General features: G+C 59.3%; 23 protein-coding genes. 10 read left to right on the top strand and 13 right to left on the bottom strand.

Annotated elements, in window-relative coordinates:
- Positions 1 to 137 precede the first annotated feature (137 nt).
- Entirely contained in the window at positions 138 to 521 is a 384-nt protein-coding gene (locus tag LVD08_RS13755) for a PaaI family thioesterase (RefSeq protein ID WP_049827816.1), read from the bottom strand.
- Positions 521 to 2,845 (bottom strand): Tex family protein, encoded by a 2,325-nt coding sequence (locus tag LVD08_RS13750; RefSeq protein WP_007964702.1) that lies wholly within the window; start codon positions 2,843 to 2,845, stop codon positions 521 to 523. Before LVD08_RS13750 ends, LVD08_RS13755 begins: the two co-directional genes overlap by 1 nt.
- A gap of 358 nt (positions 2,846 to 3,203) precedes the next feature.
- Here LVD08_RS13750 and ompR point away from each other — a divergent pair, with 358 nt between their 5' ends.
- Both ompR and LVD08_RS13740 read left to right on the top strand, forming a co-directional pair.
- Positions 3,204 to 3,944 (top strand): osmolarity response regulator transcription factor OmpR, encoded by a 741-nt coding sequence (gene ompR / locus LVD08_RS13745; protein ID WP_003220637.1) that lies wholly within the window; start codon positions 3,204 to 3,206, stop codon positions 3,942 to 3,944.
- Positions 3,945 to 4,058: 114 nt separating this feature from the next.
- On the top strand, positions 4,059 to 5,372 hold the full coding sequence (locus LVD08_RS13740) for an ATP-binding protein (protein ID WP_027611205.1): 1,314 nt from the start codon (positions 4,059 to 4,061) through the stop codon (positions 5,370 to 5,372).
- Between the two features lie 130 nt (positions 5,373 to 5,502).
- On the opposite strand, the gene rimK is transcribed toward LVD08_RS13740, so the two are convergent.
- Both rimK and rimB read right to left on the bottom strand, forming a co-directional pair.
- On the bottom strand, positions 5,503 to 6,408 hold the full coding sequence (gene rimK, locus LVD08_RS13735) for a 30S ribosomal protein S6--L-glutamate ligase (protein WP_007949201.1): 906 nt from the start codon (positions 6,406 to 6,408) through the stop codon (positions 5,503 to 5,505).
- Complete coding sequence (rimB, locus tag LVD08_RS13730; protein ID WP_003220644.1) at positions 6,405 to 6,884, bottom strand: retropepsin-like aspartic endopeptidase RimB; 480 nt, start codon at positions 6,882 to 6,884, stop codon at positions 6,405 to 6,407. The genes rimK and rimB overlap by 4 nt, the downstream gene beginning before the upstream one ends.
- A gap of 216 nt (positions 6,885 to 7,100) precedes the next feature.
- Here rimB and LVD08_RS13725 point away from each other — a divergent pair, with 216 nt between their 5' ends.
- Positions 7,101 to 7,508, top strand: a complete 408-nt coding sequence (locus tag LVD08_RS13725; RefSeq protein WP_098966686.1) for an RNA-binding S4 domain-containing protein — start codon at positions 7,101 to 7,103, stop codon at positions 7,506 to 7,508.
- Between the two features lie 166 nt (positions 7,509 to 7,674).
- Here LVD08_RS13725 and LVD08_RS13720 read toward each other — a convergent pair whose 3' ends face one another.
- The gene (locus LVD08_RS13720; RefSeq protein WP_247268394.1) at positions 7,675 to 8,478 is read right to left on the bottom strand and encodes a phosphatase PAP2 family protein; all 804 of its coding nucleotides are present in this window, start codon (positions 8,476 to 8,478) and stop codon (positions 7,675 to 7,677) included.
- Between the two features lie 104 nt (positions 8,479 to 8,582).
- On the opposite strand from LVD08_RS13720, the gene hslO reads away from it, so the two are divergent.
- Complete coding sequence (gene hslO, locus LVD08_RS13715) at positions 8,583 to 9,485, top strand: Hsp33 family molecular chaperone HslO (protein WP_098966688.1); 903 nt, start codon at positions 8,583 to 8,585, stop codon at positions 9,483 to 9,485.
- A 181-nt stretch (positions 9,486 to 9,666) separates the two neighbouring features.
- A complete protein-coding gene (locus LVD08_RS13710) occupies positions 9,667 to 11,208 on the top strand; it encodes a phosphoenolpyruvate carboxykinase (RefSeq protein ID WP_007964688.1) in 1,542 nt (513 codons plus the stop codon).
- Between the two features lie 129 nt (positions 11,209 to 11,337).
- Here LVD08_RS13710 and LVD08_RS13705 read toward each other — a convergent pair whose 3' ends face one another.
- The 5 genes from LVD08_RS13705 to LVD08_RS13685 form a co-directional block, all read right to left on the bottom strand.
- Positions 11,338 to 11,937 carry a putative adenosine monophosphate-protein transferase Fic gene (locus LVD08_RS13705; RefSeq protein WP_247268393.1) on the bottom strand — a complete coding sequence of 200 codons (600 nt, stop codon included), beginning with the start codon at positions 11,935 to 11,937 and terminating at the stop codon, positions 11,338 to 11,340.
- Positions 11,937 to 12,107 (bottom strand): YhfG family protein, encoded by a 171-nt coding sequence (locus LVD08_RS13700; protein WP_096796727.1) that lies wholly within the window; start codon positions 12,105 to 12,107, stop codon positions 11,937 to 11,939. The genes LVD08_RS13705 and LVD08_RS13700 overlap by 1 nt, the downstream gene beginning before the upstream one ends.
- 134 nt (positions 12,108 to 12,241) lie before the next feature.
- Positions 12,242 to 12,541 (bottom strand): hypothetical protein, encoded by a 300-nt coding sequence (locus LVD08_RS13695; protein ID WP_247268392.1) that lies wholly within the window; start codon positions 12,539 to 12,541, stop codon positions 12,242 to 12,244.
- Between the two features lie 346 nt (positions 12,542 to 12,887).
- Positions 12,888 to 14,030, bottom strand: coding sequence for a hypothetical protein (locus LVD08_RS13690; RefSeq protein WP_247268391.1), 1,143 nt, complete (start codon positions 14,028 to 14,030; stop codon positions 12,888 to 12,890).
- An 82-nt stretch (positions 14,031 to 14,112) separates the two neighbouring features.
- Complete coding sequence (locus LVD08_RS13685; protein ID WP_096796724.1) at positions 14,113 to 14,397, bottom strand: hypothetical protein; 285 nt, start codon at positions 14,395 to 14,397, stop codon at positions 14,113 to 14,115.
- 302 nt (positions 14,398 to 14,699) lie between these two features.
- Here LVD08_RS13685 and LVD08_RS13680 point away from each other — a divergent pair, with 302 nt between their 5' ends.
- The 4 genes from LVD08_RS13680 to LVD08_RS13665 all read left to right on the top strand — a co-directional run bounded on the left by LVD08_RS13680 (position 14,700) and on the right by LVD08_RS13665 (position 19,148).
- The gene (locus LVD08_RS13680; protein ID WP_247268390.1) at positions 14,700 to 15,203 is read left to right on the top strand and encodes a polysaccharide deacetylase; all 504 of its coding nucleotides are present in this window, start codon (positions 14,700 to 14,702) and stop codon (positions 15,201 to 15,203) included.
- A gap of 181 nt (positions 15,204 to 15,384) precedes the next feature.
- Positions 15,385 to 17,319, top strand: a complete 1,935-nt coding sequence (locus LVD08_RS13675) for a RecQ family ATP-dependent DNA helicase (protein ID WP_247268389.1) — start codon at positions 15,385 to 15,387, stop codon at positions 17,317 to 17,319.
- 142 nt (positions 17,320 to 17,461) lie between these two features.
- A complete protein-coding gene (locus tag LVD08_RS13670; protein WP_247268388.1) occupies positions 17,462 to 18,685 on the top strand; it encodes a 3-hydroxyacyl-CoA dehydrogenase in 1,224 nt (407 codons plus the stop codon).
- A 31-nt stretch (positions 18,686 to 18,716) separates the two neighbouring features.
- A complete protein-coding gene (locus LVD08_RS13665; protein ID WP_097086913.1) occupies positions 18,717 to 19,148 on the top strand; it encodes an acyl-CoA thioesterase in 432 nt (143 codons plus the stop codon).
- A gap of 64 nt (positions 19,149 to 19,212) precedes the next feature.
- Here LVD08_RS13665 and LVD08_RS13660 read toward each other — a convergent pair whose 3' ends face one another.
- The 3 genes from LVD08_RS13660 to fdhD form a co-directional block, all read right to left on the bottom strand.
- Complete coding sequence (locus tag LVD08_RS13660; RefSeq protein ID WP_027611218.1) at positions 19,213 to 19,692, bottom strand: glycine zipper domain-containing protein; 480 nt, start codon at positions 19,690 to 19,692, stop codon at positions 19,213 to 19,215.
- Between the two features lie 329 nt (positions 19,693 to 20,021).
- Positions 20,022 to 22,370, bottom strand: a complete 2,349-nt coding sequence (locus LVD08_RS13655) for an FdhF/YdeP family oxidoreductase (RefSeq protein WP_247268387.1) — start codon at positions 22,368 to 22,370, stop codon at positions 20,022 to 20,024.
- Positions 22,367 to 23,206, bottom strand: coding sequence for a formate dehydrogenase accessory sulfurtransferase FdhD (gene fdhD, locus LVD08_RS13650; RefSeq protein ID WP_247268386.1), 840 nt, complete (start codon positions 23,204 to 23,206; stop codon positions 22,367 to 22,369). Before fdhD ends, LVD08_RS13655 begins: the two co-directional genes overlap by 4 nt.
- 188 nt (positions 23,207 to 23,394) lie before the next feature.
- Here fdhD and lysM point away from each other — a divergent pair, with 188 nt between their 5' ends.
- Entirely contained in the window at positions 23,395 to 23,835 is a 441-nt protein-coding gene (gene lysM / locus LVD08_RS13645) for a peptidoglycan-binding protein LysM (RefSeq protein ID WP_027611221.1), read from the top strand.
- Positions 23,836 to 23,883: the final 48 nt, after the last annotated feature.

Below are 23,883 nucleotides of genomic sequence, written 5' to 3'. Positions count from 1 at the left end.
GGCCTCCGACTTGAAGAGGGCGTGTCAGTCAACATCAATTTGCCTGACACACCGCCTTCGCGAGCAAGCCCGCTCCCACAGAAAAGCTCGACGCTGCGATCACAGCGCCGAAATTAACTCAAAATGATGAACAACATCTACAGGACAGCGAACGTGCCTTGCGCTTTTGCGACCAGTTTGTCGCCCTGCATCACGTCGGCCTCGACCACCAGCGTGCGGCGGCCCGGGTGGATCACCCGCGCCGTGCACAGCACCTCACCGTCGGATACGGCGCGGATGTAGTTGATCTTGCACTCGATGGTCGCGCTCTGCTGATCGAAGCCGTGGGTGCTGGAACAGGCCAGCCCCATGGCGATATCGACCAGGCTGAACAGCGCGCCACCGTGCAATTTGCCGCCGCGATTGCGCAGTTGCGGTTCCAGCACCAGGGTGACTTGCGCCACCCCGGTTTCCAGGCTGTGCAGGCGGCAGCCCAACAGCTTGAAAAACGCGCTCTCGACGAGCCCGGCCGGGATCTCCATCAGCGTTTCTTCAACTGCTTGGCGTTGGCGAACAGCGAAGCCATGGCGTTGTTCACCGGTGCGGCTGTGGCCGTTTCCTTGCGTGGCGCGTTGTTCGACGACTGGCGCGGTGCCGAGCCCGGACGCGAACCACGGGCACCGTCGATTTTCTCGCCTGGGGTGTCGCTCATGCGCATCGACAGGCCGACGCGTTTGCGCGGGATGTCGACTTCCATGACCTTCACTTTCACCACGTCACCGGCCTTCACCGCTTCGCGTGGGTCCTTGATGAACTTCTCCGACAACGCCGAGATGTGCACCAGACCGTCCTGATGCACGCCGATGTCGACGAACGCGCCGAACGCGGTCACGTTGGTGACGACGCCTTCGAGGATCATCCCCAGTTGCAGGTCTTTCAGGTCTTCGACGCCTTCCTGGAACTCGGCGGTCTTGAACTCCGGACGCGGGTCGCGACCCGGTTTTTCCAGTTCTTGCAGAATGTCGGTGACGGTGGGCAGACCGAAGGTCTCGTCGGTGAACTTCTTCGGGTCCAGACGCTTGAGGAACGCGGCGTCGCCGATCAGCGAGCGAATGTCGCGGTCGGTTTCAGCGGCGATGCGCTGTACCAGTGGATAGGCTTCCGGGTGAACAGCCGAGGAATCGAGCGGGTTGTCGCCGTTCATCACGCGCAGGAAACCTGCGGCCTGTTCAAAGGTTTTCTCGCCCAGACGCGCGACTTTCTTCAGCGCCGCACGGGTCTTGAATGCGCCGTGCTCGTCACGGTGAGCGACGATGTTCTGCGCCAGGGTCGCGTTGAGGCCGGAAATCCGCGCCAGCAAGGCCACCGAGGCGGTGTTTACATCGACGCCGACGGCGTTTACGCAGTCCTCGACCACCGCATCCAGACCACGCGCCAGTTTCAGCTGCGACACGTCGTGCTGGTACTGGCCGACACCGATGGATTTCGGATCGATTTTCACCAGTTCAGCCAGTGGATCCTGCAGACGACGGGCGATGGACACCGCGCCACGGATCGACACGTCCAGATCCGGGAATTCCTTGGCAGCCAGTTCCGACGCCGAGTACACCGATGCACCGGCCTCGGAGACCATGACCTTGGTCATCTTCATTGCTGGGTATTTTTTGATCAGCTCGATCGCCAGTTTGTCGGTTTCGCGGCTGGCGGTGCCGTTGCCGATGGCGATCAGGTCAACCGAGTGCTTGGCGCACAGGGCGGCCAGAATCGCGATGGTCTGATCCCATTTGTTGTGCGGCACGTGCGGGTAAACCGTGGCGTGATCGAGCAGCTTGCCGGTGGAGTCGACCACCGCGACTTTGCAGCCGGTACGCAGGCCCGGGTCGAGGCCCAGAGTTGCACGCGGGCCGGCCGGCGCGGCCAGCAGCAGGTCGTGCAGGTTGTGGGCGAAGACGTTGATCGCCTCGGTTTCGGCGCCGTCGCGCAGCTCGCCGAGCAGGTCGGTTTCCAGGTGCGTGTAGAGCTTGACCTTCCAGGTCCAGCGCACCACTTCACCGAGCCATTTGTCGGCCGGGCGGTTCTGATTCTGGATGCCGAATTGCTGGCCGATCATGCCTTCGCACGGGTGCATGGTGCCCGGCAGTTCGTCGCCGACTTTTAGCGCGGAGCTGAGGATGCCTTCGTTGCGGCCCCGGAAAATCGCGAGTGCGCGGTGCGACGGCATGCTTTTCAGCGGCTCGTCGTGTTCGAAGTAGTCGCGGAACTTCGCGCCTTCTTCTTCCTTGCCGGCGATCACGCGGGCGCTGATGGTCGCTTCCTGCTTGAGGAAGTTGCGCAGCTTCTCCAGCAGGCTGGCGTCTTCGGCGAAGCGTTCCATCAGGATGTACTTGGCGCCTTCCAGCGCAGCTTTCACGTCGGCTACGCCTTTCTCGGCGTCGACGAAGCGTGCGGCTTCGGTTTCTGGCGTCAGGTTCGGGTCGTTGAACAGGCCGTCGGCCAGCTCGCCGAGGCCGGCTTCCAGGGCAATCTGGCCCTTGGTGCGGCGCTTCTGCTTGTACGGCAGGTACAAGTCTTCGAGGCGGGTCTTGGTGTCGGCGAGCTTGATGTCGCGTTCGAGGGCAGGGGTGAGTTTGCCCTGCTCTTGGATGCTGGCGAGGATGCTGATGCGCCGTTCGTCGAGTTCTCGCAGGTAGCGCAGACGCTCCTCCAGATGACGCAACTGGGTGTCATCGAGGCTGCCGGTGACTTCTTTCCGGTAACGGGCGATGAAGGGAACGGTAGAGCCTTCATCGAGTAGCGCGACGGCCGCTTCGACCTGTTGCGGGCGTACGCCGAGTTCCTCGGCGATGCGGCTGTTGATGCTGTCCATAAAACCACCTGACATATTGTGAAAGCAGGCTCGCAGGCACGGAAATAAAGGCCCGGAGTCTGGTTGAGCGGCTAGAAAATTGCCGCTGCCTGGGTCAAAAGGCACCCCATTGACCCGTGAAATCGAATAATTACTGCGCAGGCCCGGAAAATATCGCGGCCACCTGCGGTAACGATTCAGACGTTGCCTGGCACAAAACGCCGCGCATTATAACCAGCGTTCTGTCATTCGGGGGTGTAGCAGTCTGTAGGTAGAAACCCCGGTTTTCTGGCAGTGAAGGAAAAATCTGCTAACAATGCACACGGTGCGTATAACGGCAGCTACGCCATAATGCGCGCCGAGCTAAAAGGAGCATCCAATGAGCAGCACTGCAAACAATGCTGAAGGCGAAAAAATTCTAATTGTTGACGACGATCCGGGGCTGAGCAGCCTGCTGGAACGTTTCTTCGTCAGCAAGGGCTACCGTGCCCGTGCCGTACCGAACACCGAGCAAATGGACCGTCTGCTGTCGCGTGAAGTGTTCAATCTGGTCGTCCTCGACCTGATGCTGCCGGGCGAAGACGGCCTGACCGCCTGCCGTCGCCTGCGAGCGGCGAACAATCAGATTCCGATCATCATGCTCACCGCCAAGGGCGATGAGATGAGCCGCATCAAAGGCCTGGAGCTGGGCGCCGATGACTATCTGGCCAAGCCGTTCAACCCGGACGAGCTGATGGCGCGGGTCAAAGCCGTTCTGCGGCGTCAGGCCGCACCGGTGCCGGGCGCGCCGGGCAGCGAAGACGAAAACGTCACCTTCGGTGATTACGTGCTGTCGCTGGCGACCCGCGAGCTGAAACGTGGCGAAGAAGTGCACATGCTCACCACCGGTGAGTTTGCGGTACTCAAGGCGCTGGTAATGAACGCGCGTCAGCCGCTGACCCGCGACAAACTGATGAACCTGGCCCGTGGTCGCGAATGGGATGCGCTAGAGCGTTCCATCGACGTGCAGATTTCCCGTCTGCGCCGGATGATCGAGCCGGATCCGTCGAAACCGCGTTACATCCAGACGGTCTGGGGCGTGGGCTACGTGTTCGTACCGGATGGCGCCGCTACCAAGTGATCGGCGATTTGTAGGAGCGGGTCTGCGCAGACCGGGTTGATCGACCCTCTATGCAGACTCGCAATCCGCAATATGCGAGCATGGCTCGCTCCTGCAAGTGTGTAACGGTTATCGATGAAAACCCCCGTCTGGTTCCCCCAAAGTTTTTTCTCCCGCACCCTGTGGCTGGTGCTCATCGTCGTGCTGTTTTCCAAGGCGCTGACCCTGGTTTATCTGTTGATGAACGAGGACGTGCTGGTGGATCGCCAATACAGCCACGGCGTTGCCCTGACGTTGCGCGCCTATTGGGCGGCCGATGAAGAAAATCGCGCAAAGATTGCCGATGCCGCAACCCTGATCCGGGTAGTCGGCGCCGGTGTACCGGAGGGCGAACAACACTGGCCTTACAGTGAAATCTATCAGCGGCAGATGCAGGCAGAACTGGGCGCCGACACCGAAGTGCGCTTGCGCATGCACTCGCCGCCGGCGCTGTGGGTGCGTGCACCAAGCCTCGGTGACGGCTGGCTGAAAGTGCCGCTGTACCCGCATCCATTGCGCGGCCAGAAAATCTGGAACGTACTCGGCTGGTTCCTCGCCATTGGCTTGCTGTCCACCGCCTCTGCATGGATTTTCGTCAGCCAGCTCAACCAGCCATTGAAGCGCTTGGTGTACGCCGCCCGACAACTCGGCCAGGGCCGAAGCGTGCGTTTGCCGATCAGCGATACACCCAGTGAGATGACCGAGGTGTATCGCGCCTTCAACCAGATGGCCGAAGACGTTGAGCAGGCCGGCCGTGAGCGTGAGCTGATGCTGGCGGGGGTCTCCCATGATTTGCGCACGCCGCTGACCCGCTTGCGTCTGTCGCTGGAGCTGATGGGTGATCGCAACGATCTGACCGATGACATGGTGCGCGACATCGAAGACATGGACGCGATTCTCGACCAGTTCCTCGCGTTCATTCGCGACGGTCGTGACGAGTCGGTGGAGGAAGTGGACTTGAGCGATCTGGTGCGTGAGGTGGCCGCGCCGTACAACCAGAGCGAAGAGAAAGTGCGTCTGCGTCTGGAACCGATCCAGCCGTTTCCGTTGCGTCGAGTGTCGATGAAACGCCTGCTGAACAACCTGATCGGCAACGCCCTGAACCATGCCGGCAGTGGCGTCGAGGTCGCGGCTTATGTGTCCGGTGATACCAGCGCGCCGTACGTGGTGTTGAGCGTGATGGACCGGGGGGCGGGGATCGATCCGTCGGAGCTTGAGGCGATCTTCAACCCGTTCACCCGTGGCGACCGTGCCCGGGGCGGGAAAGGTACGGGGCTGGGGTTGGCGATCGTGAAGCGGATTGCTTCGATGCATGGCGGCAATGTCGAGCTGCGCAACCGCTCCGGAGGCGGACTGGAAGCGCGGGTGCGGTTGCCATTGGGGTTGATGTTGCCGCGCGATGCGGTCTGACGATCGGGATATTCAGCGGGGCTGATGGCCCCTTCGCGAGCAAGCCCGCTCCCACAGGGGAACGCATTCCAAAATGTGGGAGCGGGCTTGCTCGCGAAGGCGGCCTGTCAGCCACCACATTTCAAACGGATCAGCCTTTGCCTTTGGTCCGGGTCATGTTCGGCCCGCCATTCTTCTCAAGGTGTTCGATGATGATCCCCGCCACGTTCTTACCGGTGGTGGTCTCGATCCCTTCCAGGCCCGGCGACGAGTTCACCTCCATCACCAGCGGCCCATGGTTCGAGCGCAGGATATCCACACCCGCCACGGCCAGCCCCATGACCTTGGCCGCGCGCAACGCGGTCATGCGTTCTTCCGGGGTGATCTTGATCAGGCTGGCGCTGCCGCCTCGGTGCAGGTTGGAGCGGAATTCCCCAGGCTTGGCCTGACGCTTCATCGCTGCGATCACCTTGTCGCCGACCACGAAGCAGCGGATGTCGGCACCGCCGGCTTCCTTGATGTATTCCTGGACCATGATGTTCTGCTTCAGGCCCATGAACGCCTCGATCACCGATTCGGCAGCCGTAGCGGTTTCGCACAGCACCACACCGATGCCTTGGGTGCCTTCCAGCACCTTGATTACCAGCGGCGCGCCGTTGACCATGTCGATCAGGTCGGGAATGTCATCCGGCGAGTGAGCGAAACCGGTGACCGGCAGGCCGATGCCACGACGCGACAGCAGTTGCAGCGAACGCAGTTTGTCCCGCGAGCGGGCGATGGCCACCGATTCGTTGAGCGGAAACACCCCCATCATTTCGAACTGGCGCAACACGGCGCAACCGTAGAACGTCACCGACGCACCGATCCGCGGGATTACCGCATCGAAGCCTTCCAGCGGCTTGCCGCGATAGTGGATCTGCGGCTTGTGGCTGGCGATGTTCATGTAGGCGCGCAGGGTGTCGATCACCACCATTTCATGCCCGCGCTCGGTGCCGGCCTCGACCAGACGACGGGTGGAATACAGACGCGGATTCCGCGACAGCACAGCGATCTTCATGCAACACCTGTGGAGGAGGTAGATACCGGGAACACCGGCTTGTCTTGTACATATTTGATGCCCGGATTGACCACCAACTGGCCATCGATCAGGGCTTTGGAACCGAGCAACAGGCGATAGCGCATGGACTTGCGGCAGGCGAGGGTGAACTCGACTGCCCAGACCCGATCACCGAGGGCCAGGGTGGTGCTGATCACATAGCGCACCTGCGCCTGGCCGTTGGAGCTTTTAATGGTTTTGCGCGTCACCAGCGGCGCTTCGCAGCGCCGGTGACGCAACTGCACCACCGTGCCCAGGTGCGCGGTGAAACGCACCCACTTCTCGCCGTCGCGTTCGAACGGCTCGATGTCGGTGGCATGCAGGCTGGAGGTGCTGGCACCGGTGTCGATTTTCGCCCGCAGACCGGCGACTCCCAGATCAGGGAGCGCCACCCACTCGCGCAGACCGACAACGGTCAAATGGTCAAATGTCTTCAAAGGTGCTCAACCGGCAGAAACCGCTCGGGCCGCGTGCGGCCGAATTCGCGGTATTCACGCAGAATAAGGGTTAAAAGGCGACAGATATCTACGGCCCGGATCGCCGACCCCTCAAGCAGGTGTCGGCAGGTGTGCATTGTAATCCGGGACGGGGTAATTCATGGCACGACAGAAACGGTAGTACAGTTCATCAATATTTCAGAATGAGGAAATTCCATGGCACAAAAAAGCGAAGAGGACGACAAGGTCCGTCTCGACAAGTGGTTGTGGGCGGCGCGCTTTTATAAAACCCGGGCCTTGGCCAAAGCGGCCATCGAGAGTGGCAAGGTGCATTGCCGAGGCGACCGCTGCAAGCCTGGCAAAGAGCCACGCATTGGCGATGAATTCGAGATTCGTACCGGCTTTGAAGAGCGCACGGTGAGGGTTGAAGCCTTGTCGATCGTACGTCGCGGCGCACCCGAGGCGCAGACGCTGTATACCGAGACCGAGGCGAGTATTGCCAAACGTGAAGCGGCAGCGGCGATGCGCAAGGCCGGGGCGTTAGGCGTGAGCACTGATGGCAAACCGAGCAAGAAGCAGCGGCGGGATCTGTTTAAATTTCGTGGGAACAGCAATAGCGATTGACCGGCACGGCGCACCATTGTGGCGAGGAAGCTTGCTCCCGCTGGAGGCCGAAGGACTCCCAATCCAGTCGATCATGTATTTCAAAGTACAACCGAGTCGACTGGTTCAGTGACTGCTACGCAGCCAAGCGGGAGCAAGCTCCCTCACCACAGGTGTGTGCAAACTGTCAGTTCGCGGCAGACACCACACTCATCCGCGAAACCAGCGGCAGCTTGCCCAGAAAAGCGAAAATCGGTGCAGTCACTTTCAGCCAGAAGTTGGCGGCGTGATAGGCAAACGGCGTGTAGTAACCCCAGCCCAACGCCCACACCGCCAGCAGCATGCCGCCGATGTAATCGTCCTGGCCCCAATGCGCGCCGGCTACCAGACGTGGCAGCATGAACAGTAACGCCAGGCCCCAGACTGTCAGGAACTGGCCGACAGTACGGCTGAACACGCCCATGAACAGCGCCCAGATCAGCAACACCGAAGCGTGGTCACCGGGGAAGCTCTGGCTCGAGCGATCCTTCAGCTCCCAGGCTTTTTCCAGATGCGGGAAATAGTCGCTCAGGTGCACCGCGCCTTCCAGCACCATCGATGGGCTGCTGTGCTGCCAGTCCATGTAGTCGGCGAATTTGGAAAACAGCGCGCGAATCACCACCATCAACAGCAGAATCGAGAAAAAACCGAAGAAGGCGCGACGTACATCAATCGCCTTGAACACCCAGTCACCCTTGATCAGCAGCGTCAGCAGGATCAGACCGACGACGATGTCGAACGGACGCAGACTTGCAATTGCCCAGATGTGGAGCCATATGGGGTTGCTGGCCAGTGGTGCATTGAGCGAGCGGAACAGCCACTCGTCGAAAATCACACACAGCATCTGGCCCGTAGGCCATAACCAGAAAGCCAGTAGCGCCAATGGCACTACGTTGCACAGAACCAGCCGGCCGAGGTTCCACCGTGATTGGAACAAACCCGGATTGTTCATAAAATGCCTCCCGTGGCTGAACATTTCGCACCAAACGGGTGCGGAGAAGCGCGGGATTTTCATCTTTTGTAACCATTTTGTCATCAATTCAGATACCCAGACCTATGACCGACCTACCGGATACCGACTACACCCAACGCTTCATCTTCGATGACAGCGACACTCGCGGCGAACTGGTGGCGCTGGAACGCAGCTACGCCGAAGTTCTCGCCAAGCACCCGTACCCGGAGCCGGTCGCGCAATTGCTGGGCGAACTGATGGCGGCCGCCTCGCTGCTGGTGGGCACCCTGAAGTTCGACGGCTTGCTGATTTTGCAGGCACGCTCCGAAGGGCCGATTCCGCTGCTGATGATCGAATGCTCCAGCGAGCGCGAGATCCGTGGCCTGGCGCGATACAACGCCGAGCAGATCGCTGCGGATGCCACGCTTGCCGACCTGATGCCGGGCGGTGACCTGACCCTGACCGTCGACCCGACGATCGGCCAGCGTTACCAGGGTATCGTCGACCTCGATGGTGAAACCCTGTCGGAATGCTTCACCAATTATTTCGTCATGTCGCAACAGGTCGGCACCCGCTTCAAGCTGTTCGCCGACGGCCGCCGTGCTCGAGGAATGCTACTGCAGCAACTGCCGGCCGACCGCCTGAAAGACGAAGAAGAACGCGCCGAAAGCTGGCAGCACATCACCGCCCTGGCCAGCACCCTGACCGCCGATGAGTTGCTCAGCCTGGACAACGAAACCGTCCTGCATCGCCTCTACCACGAAGAGCAGGTGCGCCTGTTCGATGTACAGAACCTGCGCTTCCGTTGCAGCTGCTCGCGGGAACGCTCGGGCAATGCACTGGTCAGTCTGGGTCTGGAAGATGCGCAGGCACTGGTGGCTGAACGCGGTGGCGAAGTCGAGATCGATTGCCAGTTCTGCAACCAGCGTTACCTGTTCGATGCGGCCGATATTGCTCAATTGTTCGCTGGCGCAGGCGTCGATACGCCGTCAGATACCCGGCACTAAAACGGTTCAGCGCAGGTAAATTCACTGCGTAACGACGGAATTTCGCCGTTACGACGGGAGGACCCTACTCTTTTTGGGCTTTTCTGGCATAATCCGGCCCACTTTTTTCGCGGTAGTAGTGCACGACTTTCTACTACAAAACGTTTGGAGCACACTCGGCCACTGGCCGACGGGGAACCTCATGACGCAAGCCAATAACGCCGTGTACACCGATCTGAGTGTTGATGATCTGGTTAAAGAAGCCCTGCAACGCGGTGAGGGCGAGCTTGCCGATACCGGCGCTCTGGTAGTCCGCACCGGTCATCGCACCGGCCGTTCGCCAGTCGATCGTTTCATCGTTGAAGAGCCTTCCACCCAGGCTGCTATCGCCTGGGGCCCGATCAACCGCAAGTTCCCGGCCGACAAGTTCGACGCGCTGTGGGCTCGTGTCGAGGCGTTCAACAACGCGCAAGAGCACTTTGTTTCCCACGTGCATGTAGGTGCGGCTGAAGATCACTACCTGGCCGTGAAAATGACCACCCAGACTGCCTGGCAGAACCTGTTCGGTCGTTGCCTGTTCATCAACCCGGCCCAGTACAACCCGGCCGGTCGTGAAGAGTGGCAAGTGCTCAACGTGGCCAACTTCGAGTGCGTGCCTGAGCGTGACGGCACCAACTCCGACGGTTGCGTGATCATCAACTTCGCGCAGAAGAAAGTGCTGATCGCCGGTATGCGTTACGCCGGTGAAATGAAGAAAGCCATGTTCTCCGTGCAGAACTTCCTGCTGCCGGCCGCTGACGTGCTGCCAATGCACTGCGCTGCCAACATCGGCGAAGAAGGCGACGTGACCCTGTTCTTCGGTCTGTCGGGCACCGGTAAAACCACCCTGTCCGCCGACGAGAGCCGTTACCTGATCGGTGACGACGAACACGGCTGGGGCGAAGGCGTGGTGTTCAACATCGAAGGCGGTTGCTATGCCAAGTGCATCGACCTGTCCGAGAAGAACGAGCCGGTCATCTGGAAAGCCATCAAGCACGGCGCAGTCCTGGAAAACGTGGTCATCGACGACGCCAAACACGCTGACTACGCCGATGTCAGCCTGACCCAGAACAGCCGCGCGGCCTACCCGCTGGAGCACGTTGCCAAGCGTTCCGAGAAGAACCTGGGCGGCGAGCCAAACGCGGTGATCTTCCTGACCTGCGACCTGACCGGCGTGTTGCCGCCAGTGTCGATCCTCAACGAAGAACAAGCGGCCTACCACTTCCTGTCCGGCTACACCGCGCTGGTGGGCTCGACTGAAATGGGTTCGGGCAGCGGCATCAAGTCGACCTTCTCCACCTGCTTCGGCGCACCGTTCTTCCCGCGTCCGGCTGGCGAATACGCTGAACTGCTGATCAAGCGCATCCGCGGCTTCGGCTCCAAGGTCTACCTGGTCAACACCGGCTGGACCGGCGGTGGCTACGGCGTCGGCAAACGCTTCAACATCCCGACCACCCGTGCGGTGATCGCAGCGATCCAGAGCGGCGCGCTGATCGGTGCCGCCACCGAGCACCTGGACACCATCAACCTCGACGTGCCACTGGCCGTACCGGGCGTTGAAACCAACCTGCTCAACCCACGCAACACCTGGGCTGACAAGGCTGCGTACGACGAAGCGGCCAAGGCGCTGGCCGGTCTGTTCATCGAGAACTTCAAGAAGTTCGAAGTGAGCGACGCGATCAAGGCTGCGGGTCCTAAGTTGTAAGATTGGTTGCAGTAATGAGAAAGCCGCCTCTAGGGGCGGCTTTTTTGTGGGTGACGGTTTAGCTGTCGTTATCGGCTTGACTGCCATTATTCCCGCAGAATTTGGGGTAAACGGCCAGAATAATGCCACTTAAGGGAGGAGTGGCCCGCCAATACAGTTCTCGAAGATATCTTCAAGTCCACGATAGTCACATGCAACCGCATCAACATTTGCCGAAATCCAAGCGTCTTCCTTGATCAGCCACCAATCAACCGTAAAGCCCGCATTGATGATGATCTGCTCAAAAAGGATGCGCTGAGCACGCCCGTTACCTTCGCGAAAAGGATGAATGACATTCAAGTCGCCATAGGTTTCGGCGATAGCCACGACGAGCTCTTCTTTGTTCAGCCCCACGAACCATGCATTACGTTCCATGGCGCGAAATATTTTCTCTGCCTCTGGGAGAATTCTTTCTGCGGTGCAGAAAAAGGTATCCCCCTTCTGAATGTTGACTGTTCGCGGCTGCCCGGCCCAGTCGTAGACATCGCAAAACAGAGTTCTATGGATATGTTGAAAAAGGGTTAGATCATATGGAGGGGGAGGAAGACGAAATCGACTGATAGCGATCTCTGATAGTTCTCGCTCTGCTTTCTGCAGTTCTTCTTCACAGCGAATATTGAGCAAGTTACGCAGAACATCACTTCCAGGATAGCAGTAGGGGTCTTGCCCGACCCCGTACTTGTCCACCATTAGCGTGTGTTCTGACGGTATTTTTCGATGACTGATTCCCGTGATGGAAGCGGTCTTTCAGCATCGCTACGATTGGTATCGAACCCTTCTAGACGCAGGCTCGCCAAGTAGTTAGACCGACGTACTTTTTCGTAATAAGCCTGCTTTTGCTGGAACGTCAATTTGCTCATGGCATGGGCCTCTTGGTGCAGGATTACAGTGTAGCGCAATCGTGTGGACGGATTGGTTGGGATTTTCGATGCTTGCACGAGTGTTGCTCATCTGTATCAGGTTAGGCGTGAGAGCGACCGGAAGACTGTCAGCCTCAGAGCGGTGCTTTCCAGCCGGGCATCTGCTGCTGCGCGACCTGCAGCAGGTCACAGCCATCCTGCGTCAGCAGATAGAGGGCGTGGGTGATATGGGGGATGTCTTCGACGTCGGCTTGTTTGAGGCTGAGGCAGTAGAGGGTTTTCAGCAGGTCGCTGGAGGCACGCAGGCGCTGGACGGCGCATTCGAGGATGTCTTGCGGGTTGGCCGTTGTGTCGATGGTCAGGGGCTTGGTGTCGGTGAGGTTGGATTCGAGTGAGCGGTAGCGATCAGCGGGTAATTGATTCCATGTTTTCATTTTGTTGATCCTCAAATGCTTCAAGTGAAGCCACCACATCGTGACCAAGCGACAGGAGGCGACTGTGTTCGGGTTGGTCAACCGGTGAGGATCGTGCACAGACCCGGCACACCCGAAGGTGTCCCAAACACAGCCACCATAAAACTGCAGGCGATTGAGTGCCGGCAGCATACAGCGGACGCGTCTTCACGATCCATTCAGGTGACCAAGCCCGAGCCGCTGATTTGCCAGCGACAGTTACGACTATAGATTTGTGATCTCAATCCGCGATAGGCGACAAAGAGTCGTGGCGTGTAGGAACGGGATGAAGATTGCATCGGACGTTCCTACCGATTTTTATCGTTTTTCAACGTAAATGCTGATACGCCGAAATATCCAGCAAGCTGGTTGCCAGACCGGTCGCCGGCTTGTAGATCTCGCCCTTCACGCTGGTGAACGGTACACCTTTGCTGCCCAGCGAAACGTAGCGCTCGCCTTGATCCAGCTCGGTGAAGTAGGTGTAGGAATGTTTGTGCATCAGTGTGTATTTGGCTTCGTCGCGTGCGATGCCGTTGGTGAGGTTTTCCAGATCGGCCTGGGTCAGATTCAACGTTTTTTGCAGTTGCACGCCCCAGCGTTTGAGGCAGGTTTCGGCGAGGTGGCGCACGATGCGTCCGGGCTCGGACAGCGCTTTCAGATCACTGGCGCCGGTCGGGACGCCGCCGCTGCTGGTGGCATTGCCGGCCATGGTGGCGTGGCGGCCAGCCATAGGATAGATGTAGGTTTTAGTGCCGGTAGCGGTCTGTGGGATGACGCAGCTGAAACCTTTGGAGCGTTCGTCACGAGCATAGAACGCTACATACTCTTTGACATTGCCCGCGAGTTTTACGCGCTCTTCCTGAAAGTTACCAATGCCTGGCACGGGATCAAGAGCAAAAATATTGACCGGGATGTTTTTCAGCAGACTGTCCTTGAACATTGCATTGGCCAACATGTGGCAACTGATGCCGCCCCGGCTCCAACCCACGAGATTGACTTGAGTCGGAATAACACCATCCTTGCGGTGGGTTTTGATGATTCCTTCCTGTAATTGCTGCTGGGTAATGCTGCGATTACCGTAATTATATTTGCGCCAGAACCAGGAACCCTCGACTTTTACATCTTCGATCGGAATGCCGGCAGCTTTCAGGCGATTGTATTCGGCTTCAGTCAGTTGCTCGCGCTGCCAGTCGCACTTGCCCTTGATGATATTGAGCGCATGCAACACGTTTTCTTCCCAGCCCTTGCCGAACAAGGTGCCGCTCAGGCCGTATTCCTTGGTCTTGGTGAATAGATCGTCAGCCTGCATGTTGCCGCTGCCGGGGCCATCAACCACGATCCACTCGGCAAACTCGTAACCCGTATGATTGGCAGCCAAGGTGGAAATCAGTTCGCCGTTCCAGAAGTTTTCGTGGGCTACGTCGAATTTATTGGAACCAGTTCCGCAAAAAAATATAGTTAAAACAGTCATTGTGTTGCTCTCGGTTAAAGTAAGAGTCAACAACTTAGGTCTTTTTTGGCCGTTTATTAAAGAATTCTGTTGTTTCTGGATTTTAGTTGTTTTCAGTGTCGGTCTGTTGTTGGGTTTTATGTTTTGCTACTTCGAGCAAGTCACAGCCATCCTGCACTAATAAATAAAGAGCATTGACGATGTTAGGTATATCTTTCACGTCGGCCTGTTTGAAACATAAACAGTAAAGGGTTTCCAGCAGATCGCTGGCCGCACGCAGTCGCTGGTCAGCGGCATCAAGCAGATCGCGATGGCTGGACTGAGTGTCGATGACCAATACGGGATTTTCGTTGTAGCAAGTCTTCAAAGGGCGATAGCGGGTAATCATGGTGAGGCTTGTCCTTTACAAAGGCACTCGGGCGGGGCTGATTCAGTGGTCAGTCGCGCCGGCCACTATAGAAGTGCGTGGCGAGCACTCACAAGAGCGCCGCAATGGACGCCGTTCGTAGGGGATTTTCCGAGGGCCGGGCATATGCCCTACAAGGTTTTGCGGTTTTTTCGGGGTCAAACCCCTAGCGCAGAAATTTCCCACAGGATTCACAGGCGTTTCTTGGCAGATCTATGTATGGTGCGCGCCAGAATCTGTAGGACGTTTCCAAACGTCCGATACGCGCTTAAAGGGAATTGAGTATGCAGTGGCTACGTATGGCCTCGATTTTATTGCTATGGGTCAGTGGTTGCCGTTTGGCCATGGCGTCTGATGCCGGCAACGGCTGGATGTTTGCCGACCTCGAACGCACCGGTTGGCCCGATGCGCTCTCCAGCCAGACTGGCATCGATACCGCCTCGCGCGCCGAGGTGTTGATGTTCGGCAGGGCCTTGCTCGCCAGTGAAGCGCTGGACGAGGCAGGGCTGGAGCAGCGACTGGGTGTGCCGCATGTGCAGCTCAAGTCGATCAGGCAGGTGCGTGACGGTCTGTGGGATCGTTTGCTGAGCACCTATCGCAACGCCAGCGTTGACTGTGACGGGCAGCCGTTCTGCCCGCGCGTGCGCAGTGTTGCGGAACTGCGGCAATTGGCGGCGGCCTTCACCGGTGACATCAGCCCGGCTCATGCGTTGTGGGCGAGCAAGAGCCAGGGCGTGCATGAGCAGGTGTTGAACGAGCAACTGCGAGTGGCGGTTTTGCGGCCCTGAACGGGTAAGTTTGTATCGCTGTTTTGTGCCCCCTCGCGAGCAGGCTCGCTCCTGCAGTGGACCGAGTGGTCTGCGCTATTGGCTGTATCATCCCGTATTGAATTGACCCCGGCCTTTTCTCGACTCGCTGCGATCGCCCGCTAGGCTGTTGGCATCACAGCGGTCAACGGAGTGACAGCGCATGCACAACACCCTGGAACAGGTTTTCGGTTATCCACAGTTTCGACCCGGGCAGGAAGCCGTGATCAGCGCGGTACTGGCCGGGCGCTCGGCGGCAGCGATTTTCCCCACCGGGTCTGGCAAGTCGCTGTGCTATCAAGTACCGGCACTGTTGCTGCCACATCTGACCCTGGTGGTCTCGCCACTGTTGGCGTTGATGCAGGATCAACTGGCATTCCTCAAGCGTCACGGCATCAGTGCCGGCAGCATCGATTCGGCACAAAGCCGCGATGACGCCAATGATGTGATGGCCCGCGCCCGTTCGGGTGAATTGAAGATCCTGATGATCTCGGTGGAGCGCCTGAAGAACGAGCGTTTTCGCAATTTTTTGCAGCAGGTGCCGATCTCGCTGCTGGTGATTGACGAGGCGCACTGCATCTCGGAGTGGGGCCACAACTTCCGCCCCGACTACCTGAAGCTGCCGGACTACCAGCGTCAGTTCAATATCCCGCAAACCCTGCTGCTGACGGCCACGGCGACGCCGAAAGTCATCGCCGACATGCAAGCCAAATTCGCCATTGCTGCCGAAGATGTTGTGACCACCGGTTTTTATCGCCCAAACCTCAATCTGCTGGTGGAACCGGTGCGTGGCCAGGACAAGCGCCGGCGGCTGGTGGAGTGGATGAGCGAGCGCGCGAGCCAGCCGAGCATCGTCTACGTCACGCTGCAGAAAACCGCCGAGCACATCGCCGAGCATCTGGGGCGCAACGGCATACAGGCCGAGGCTTATCACGCCGGTTTACCCAACGATCAGCGCGAGGCGATCCAGAAGCGCTTCATGGCCGGGCAGTCCAATTGCATAGTCGCAACCATTGCGTTCGGCATGGGCATCGACAAGAGCGATATCCGCAACGTGGTGCATTTCGACCTGCCGAAATCCATCGAGAACTACAGTCAGGAAATCGGTCGCGCCGGACGGGACGGACAGCCGTCGGATTGCCTGGTGTTGGCCAACCGCGACAGCCTCAACGTGCTGGAAAATTTCGTCTACGGCGATACCCCGGAGCGCGAGGGGATACGTTGTGTGCTGGAGGAAATGCAGGCTGCCGCAGCTGAAGGACAGTGGGAGTTTCTGCTCGGGCCGTTGGCGGATCAGAGCAACATTCGCACGCTGCCGCTGAAGACGTTGTTGGTGCAAATGGAGCTGCGCGGCCTGATTGCTCCGCGCTATGCCTATTACGCCGAGTACCGTTTCAAATACCTGCTGGAGCCGGACGCGTTGCTTGAGCGTTTCGAGGGAGAGCGCAGGGAGTTTGTCGCGGCCATCATTCACACCTCCAGCCGCGCACGTACCTGGGCCACGGTGAATTTCGAGGCGATGTACACGCAGTATTCGGCTGAGCGCAATCGGGTGGTGACGGCGCTGGATTATTTTCAGGAGACGGGCTGGGTCGAGCTTGAGAGCAAGCAGATGACCGAGGTCTACAACGTGCTGCACAGCGATTTCGACAGCGCTGTGCTGAGCGCCGAGTTGCACGAGTACTTCACCCGGCATGAACAGACTGAAGTCGCGCGGATTCACGCCATGCTCGAACTGTTCGCCACTGAGCGCTGCCTGGGTTATCGCCTGGCCGAGTACTTCGGCGACCACAATGCGCCCGAGCACTGCGGGCACTGTTCGGTGTGCCACGGTGATGTCGCGCGGCTTCCGGCACCTCCCGAGTTGCCAGCGCTTGTGGATAAGAACTTCGCGGCGTTGTGCGGTGATTTTATCCACAGGCACGAACAGCACACCGGCCATGTGCCGACGGCGGAGCGCCTGACGCGTTTTCTGTGCGGGATCAGCGTGCCGCTGTTTACCAAGTTGAAGGCGCGGACGATCTCGGGGTATGCGGCGCTGGAGCAGTATCCGTACGCGGAAGTCCGCAGTTGGGCTGACAATCATTTGCTCGAGTAAATACAAACCCTGTGGGAGCGTGTGATGCCATGGCGGCCTGTATTCATGCGCTGAATGTCGCTCATCACGGTAATAAACTTCAAAAACGCCCGGTGCCTGACTATGGTGAAGGCTGTCTTCGGATCGCCAACAAGAGAACAACATGAGCCAGACATCCATCGATATTCAGCGAGCTGCCGTGATCGGCGCGGGCACCATGGGCCGCGGTATTGTCATGTGCCTGGCCAATGCCGGCATCGCCGTGCAGTGGGTCGATAACAACCCACAGATGCTCGAACAGGCGCTGGGCACCGTGGCGCAGACTTATGCACACAACGTGCGCCAGGGCCGGATCAATCAGGTCGAAGCGGATGCACGTCTTGCCCGGATCAGCGCGGCGGCGGATTACCCGGCGATCCGTAATGTCGATCTGGTGATCGAAGCGGTGTACGAAAACCTCGCGCTCAAGCAGAAGATCTTTCGCGAACTGGATGGCCTGCTCAAGCCTGAGGCGTTGTTGGCGAGCAACACCTCGGCACTGGATATTGATGCGATTGCCGCTGCAACAAAACGTCCATCGCAAGTGCTCGGTCTGCATTTCTTCAGCCCGGCGCACATCATGAAACTGCTGGAAATCGTTCGCGGGGCGCAGACGTCGCCAGCCGCACTGGAAGCGGCGCTGGCGCTGGGCAAACGCATGGGCAAGGTCAGTGTGGTGGCGGGCAACTGCCACGGTTTTATCGGCAATCGCATGTTGCATCCGTATGTACTGGAGGCGCGCAAGATGCTGCTCGAGGGCGCTTATCCACAGCAGGTCGATACGGTTTTGCAGGGCTTCGGTTTCGCCATGGGACCGTTCCGCATGTATGACGTCGTGGGCATCGATCTGGAATGGCGCGCGCGCGAATTGGCCGGCAAGGGGCAGGATGCGCCAGAGGTTCAAGTCGACAACCGCTTGTGCGAGATGGGCCGATTCGGGCAGAAATCCGGCAATGGTTATTACCACTATGAGCCAGGCAGTCGTCAGGCCGAGCATGATCCCGAGGTCGATGCGCTGATATTGAGCGTCAGCGAAGGCCTCGGCTTTCAGCGCCGGGAGATTGGGTCCGAGGAAATCCTCGAGCGGTGTCTTCTGGCGCTGGTCAACGAGGGCGCGAAAATTCTGCAGGAAGGCATTGCCGAATCGGCGCATGACATCGATCAGGTGTACCTCAATGGCTACGGCTTCCCGGCGGACAGAGGCGGCCCGATGGCCTGGGCGGACGATCAGGGGCTGGCGGACATTCACAAGCGCTTGCTGGCGCTGGAGACGCGACAGGGCGATCAATGGCGGCCGGCCCCACTGATTGGCGAGCTGGCGGCGCGAGGCAAAGGTTTTTACCTTTAGACTGGACAGATAACTCAAGGAGTCGATACCGATGTCCAGCACCATGGCGCAACGCGCCGATTACCCGCATTTCCAGCCGATCACCACCCGCTGGCACGACAACGATGCTTATGGCCACATCAACAACGTCACCTACTACAGCTTTTTCGATACTGCCGTGAACACTTACCTGATTCAGGTCGGTGGCCTGGATATCCACGACGGCGAGGTAGTGGGTTTTGTCGTGAGTTCATCTTGCGATTATTTCGCCTCGATCGCTTTCCCGGACCTGATCGAGATCGGTCTGCGGGTCGGCAAGCTGGGTAACAGTTCGGTGCAATATGAACTGGCGGTGTTCAAGGTCGGTGAAAGCGAGGCGTGTGCGGCGGGGCGTTTTGTCCATGTATTCGTGGACCGGACGAGTAATCAGCCGGTGCCGATTCCAGGCAGATTGCGTGACGCGCTGGAGCGTCTGGTGGTTTGAACCAGAGCAAAAAAAATCGCAGCCCTTGGGCTGCGATTTTTGCTTTCGCGCTTAACGCAACGGATTAGTCGCGATAGTAGCGGTGATGCTTGCGGTGGCCATAAGCGTGGCCACGGCCAGGGTGACGGTCGCGATAGTAGCGACGGTCGTCACGGCCGCGATCGTAATGACGACCCTCGTCGTTGCTCTGGTTACCCATGTAGTTGCCCAGCGCGCCGCCGGCGCCGCCACCTGCTGCGGCACCGATCAGGCTGCCGGTGGTACCGCCCATGCTGCGGCCAACCACGTTACCGCCGGCTGCGCCCAACGCACCGCCAATGGCCGCTTCGCCACGGCTGTGTTTGTTGGCGCCGACCGCGCTACCACCCGCGCCGCCCAGAGCTGCGCCAATGGTTGAACCTGTGCTGCCGCCTAAAGACTGACCGACGACCGAGCCAAGAACCCCGCCCAATGCGCCGCCCACACCTGCTTCGGTGGTGCCTCCGGCAGAAGCGAAGCCACTGACCAGGCCAAGGGACAACAAGAGAATCGAGGAGAACTTCATAGAGGAGCCTCAAAGGGATGACGGCGCCGATCCTGAGGCTGTGTAACAAGGCTGACAATCGAAATCCGACGAATAACACGACTTGTATACAATTATGCAAGTTGCTGTTTTGTATGCGGAACTTAAGCGATTTTCGCCGGTCTTTAGCTACTTCGGACAGGCCGCTTTTGTGAAAAAGCGGCCTTTTTTGTGGGCGTTGGAAGGGTGCAAGGTACGAAGAGTTTTGTTGAATGTGCCACCGCTTTCGCGAGCAAGCCCGCTCCCACATTTGAAATGCATTCCAAAGTGGGAGCGGGCTTGCTCGTGAAGGGGTCAGTCCAGGCAACGCTTTACGCAGATTTGGCCATGATCAACCCAGTCTCGCTTGCAGCCTCCAGCCGGATCGCAATGAACTTCGACGTCGGCGTATGGCTGCCATCCCCGGTGCTTTCCAGCGGCACCAGCGGATTCACTTCCGGGTAATAAGCCGCGGCCTGCCCCGCCGGAATATCAAACGCGAGCAAGGTAAAGCCCTTCACCCGACGCTCACGGCCATCGTCCCAGATCGACACGATGTCGGCCTTCTGTCCCGGGCGGAAGCCCAGGCGAATGATGTCGGCCTCGTTGGCGAACAGCACATCGCGCTGACCCTTGACCCCACGGTAACGGTCGTCGAGGCCATAGATCGTGGTGTTGTACTGGTCGTGGGAGCGCATCGATTGCAGGATCAGATCCGGCAGTTGCCCGGTGGCGCGGGTACGCTCGTGCACCAGATCCTTGGGCAGCATGTTCGCGCGGAAATTGGCCCGGCCCGACGGGGTGTTCCACTTGCGTGCACCGGCACTGTTGCCGAGGTAGAAACCGCCCGGGTTCTTGACCTTCTCGTTGAAGTCCTTGAAGCCCGGAATGGTATCGGCGATCAGGTCGCGGATGCGCCGGTAATCGGCCACCAGCCAGTTCCAGTCCACCGGTTTGCTGCCCAGCGTGGCGGCGGCGATGCCGGCGATGATCGCCGGTTCCGAGCGCATCTGGTTCGACAGCGGCTGCAACTGGCCGTTGGACGCGTGAACCATGCTGAAAGAGTCCTCCACGGTGACCGCTTGCGGGCCTTCGGCCTGGATATCGATATCGGTTCGACCCAGGCACGGCAGGATCAGTGCGTCCTTACCATGGGCCAGATGGCTGCGGTTGAGCTTGGTGCTGATCTGCACAGTCAGGTCGCAATTGCTCAGCGCCGCGAAGGTACGCGGGCTGTCCGGTGTGGCCTGGGCGAAGTTGCCACCCAGACCGATGAAGACCTTGGCGCGGCTCTCGGCCATGGCGTGGATCGCCTCGACCACGTTGTGGCCGTTTTCACGTGGCACCTTGAACTGGAAGCGCCGTTCCAGCGAGTCGAGGAACGCCACCGGTGGACGCTCGTTGATACCCATGGTGCGGTCGCCCTGCACGTTACTGTGACCGCGCACCGGACACAGGCCGGCGCCCGGCTTGCCGACGTTGCCGCGCAGCAACATCAGGTTGGCGATTTCCTGGATGGTCGGCACCGAATGGCGATGCTGGGTGATGCCCATCGCCCAGCACATGATCACGTTCTTGCCTTTGGCGTACATGCGCGCCGCTTGCTCGATCTCGACCAGGGTCAGGCCGGACTGCGCGACGATCTGCTCCCACGGCGTGTCATCGACCACGCCGAGATACTCCAGCACGTTGGCGCTGTGCGCATTGAGGAAGTCATGATCGAACACTGCCGGCGTGCCGGCCTTCTGCGCATCGCGCTCCCACTGCAAGAGGAACTTGGCCATGCCGCGCAGCACCGCCATGTCGCCGCCCAGTGCTGGACGGAAGTACGCGGTGTTGGTCGGCTTGTCGCCGTTGGTGAGCATTTCGATCGGGTGCTGCGGGTGCTGGAAACGTTCCAGGCCACGCTCTTTCAGCGGGTTGATACACACCACTTGCGCGCCGCGCTTCACCGCTTCACGCAGTGGTTCAAGCATCCGCGGATGGTTGGTGCCGGGGTTCTGGCCCCAGACGAATATCGCGTCGGCGTGTTCAAAGTCGTCGAAGGTTACGGTGCCTTTGCCGACGCCAACGCTTTGCGCCAACGCCACACCGCTGGCCTCGTGGCACATGTTCGAGCAGTCGGGGAAGTTGTTGGTGCCGTAGGCGCGCACGAACAGCTGATACAGGTACGCCGCTTCGTTGCTGGCACGACCGGAGGTGTAGAACTCGGCTTGATCCGGACTCGACAGCGCTTGCAGGTGTTTGCCGATCATTGCAAAGGCATCGTCCCAGGCGATGGGTTTGTAGCGGTCGGTCTCGGCGTCGTAGACCATCGGCTCGGTCAGGCGGCCCTGGTATTCAAGCCAGTAGTCGCTTTGCTCCAGCAACGAGGTCACGCTGTGTTTGGCGAAGAATTTGCTGTCCACCCGACGCTTGGTCGCTTCCCAGTTCACCGCTTTGGCGCCGTTTTCGCAGAACTTGACCATGCCGCTTTCCGGCGAATCGCCCCAGGCGCAGCCCGGGCAGTCGAAGCCGCCGTTCTGGTTGGTCTTGAGCATCATTCGCAGGTTTTTCAACGCGTTGTCGCTGGTCAACCAGGCTTGGGCCACGCTGATCAGCGCACCCCAGCCGCCGGCTGCACCTTTGTAAGGTTTGTAGCGCGGGACAGGTTTCTGGTCGGCTTGATGATGTTGGCTCACGCTTGATTCTCCATCGCTGGGCTGTAGACCCGCGGCGCATTCTTCTGCGGCAGGTGGATGAGATTGAGGTTGTGGCGACGGGCCCATTGCACGGCAAGGCCCGTGGGCGCGGACAGGCTGACCAGAGTCTGGATGCCGGCGCGTAAAACTTTCTGGATCAATTCGAGACTGCAACGGCTGGTGACAATCGCCAGGCCGCCTTCTGTGGAAATCTTCTGGCGGATCAGGCCGCCAATCAGTTTGTCGAGAGCGTTGTGCCGGCCGATGTCTTCACGGCCCAGCAGCAATTCACCGCTGGCGTTCATGAACACCGCCGCGTGGACCGCGCCGCAGTGCTGACCGAGCGGCTGGAACGCGCCGATGCGCTGGCGCAGACCGTCGAGCCATGCGGCGGGCGGCAACGGAGCGCCGGGCAGGACTTGTAGATCGGGCAAGGCTTGCTCGACGGCTTCAACGCCGCACAGCCCGCAACCGCTGGTGCCGGCCAGTTGTCGGCGCTGTTGCTTGAGGTTCCAGAACGCGCGGTTGGCGATGGTCACCTGCGCGTATTGCGCCGAGCCTGCGCCGGTCAGTTGCAGGTCATAAATGTCGCTGGCGTCTTCGATGATGCCACTGCCAAGGCTGAAACCGACGATGAAGTCTTCCAGATCGGTCGGCGTCACCAGCATCACCGCCTGACTGATGCCGTTGTAGGCAATCGCCAACGCGACTTCCTCGGCAAGCGCGGTGCTGGCCGATTCCACGAGGGGCAGATCGCTGTAGCTGTAGGTCTGGCTGGCGGCGGGCGCGGGTGTTTCGATTGCAGGCGCCGCGCAAGTTGGGCGCTTGGCGTTCATGGCATCACCGACGGATTGATCAACGCTAAGACTAGGCGCGGCAACTTGTCGCGTCTAATCGGTACTGTCGATCTATTGATAGATGGCGTCGATCAAGCGGCTGCCGGGTCATTGGTCGGCCCGGAACCGGGTTGGTCTGGTGTGGTCTAGGCTTGGACGTCTGGAATCCCAATCAAGGAGTGTGCGCTATGAGTCTGTTGAGCTTTGTGAAAGAAGCCGGTGAAAAGCTGATCGACCTGCTGACCCCGGGTAATGCCAATGCCAGCGAGCAGTTGAAGGAACATATCAGCAAGGTCGGGTTGGGCAACCCGAATGTTCAGGCAACCGTGGACGGTGACAAGGTGACGGTCACCGGTGAAGTTGCAAGCCAGGAGGAGAAGGAAAAAATTCTGCTGGCGGTGGGTAACATCGAAGGCGTGGGCAGTGTTGATGATCAGATCACCGTGACCGGGCCGGTTGTGGCTGCCGCACGTTTTGTCGTGGTGAAAAAAGGCGACACCCTCAGTGCGATTTCCCTCGCGGTGTATGGCAACGCCAATCAGTACAACAAGATCTTTGAGGCCAACAAACCAATGCTCAAAGATGTAAACAAAATCTACCCGGGCCAGACCCTGCGTATCCCTGAGTAACTCACAACCCCTGTAGGAGCTGCCGAAGGCTGCGATCTTTTGATCTTG

Origin of the sequence: Pseudomonas sp. YL2 (genome assembly GCF_023063025.1) — a bacterium.
GTDB lineage: Bacteria > Pseudomonadota > Gammaproteobacteria > Pseudomonadales > Pseudomonadaceae > Aquipseudomonas > Aquipseudomonas putida_A.
The sequence above is the reverse complement of the archived record's forward strand: the minus strand, read 5'-3'. Positions and strand labels throughout refer to the sequence as shown.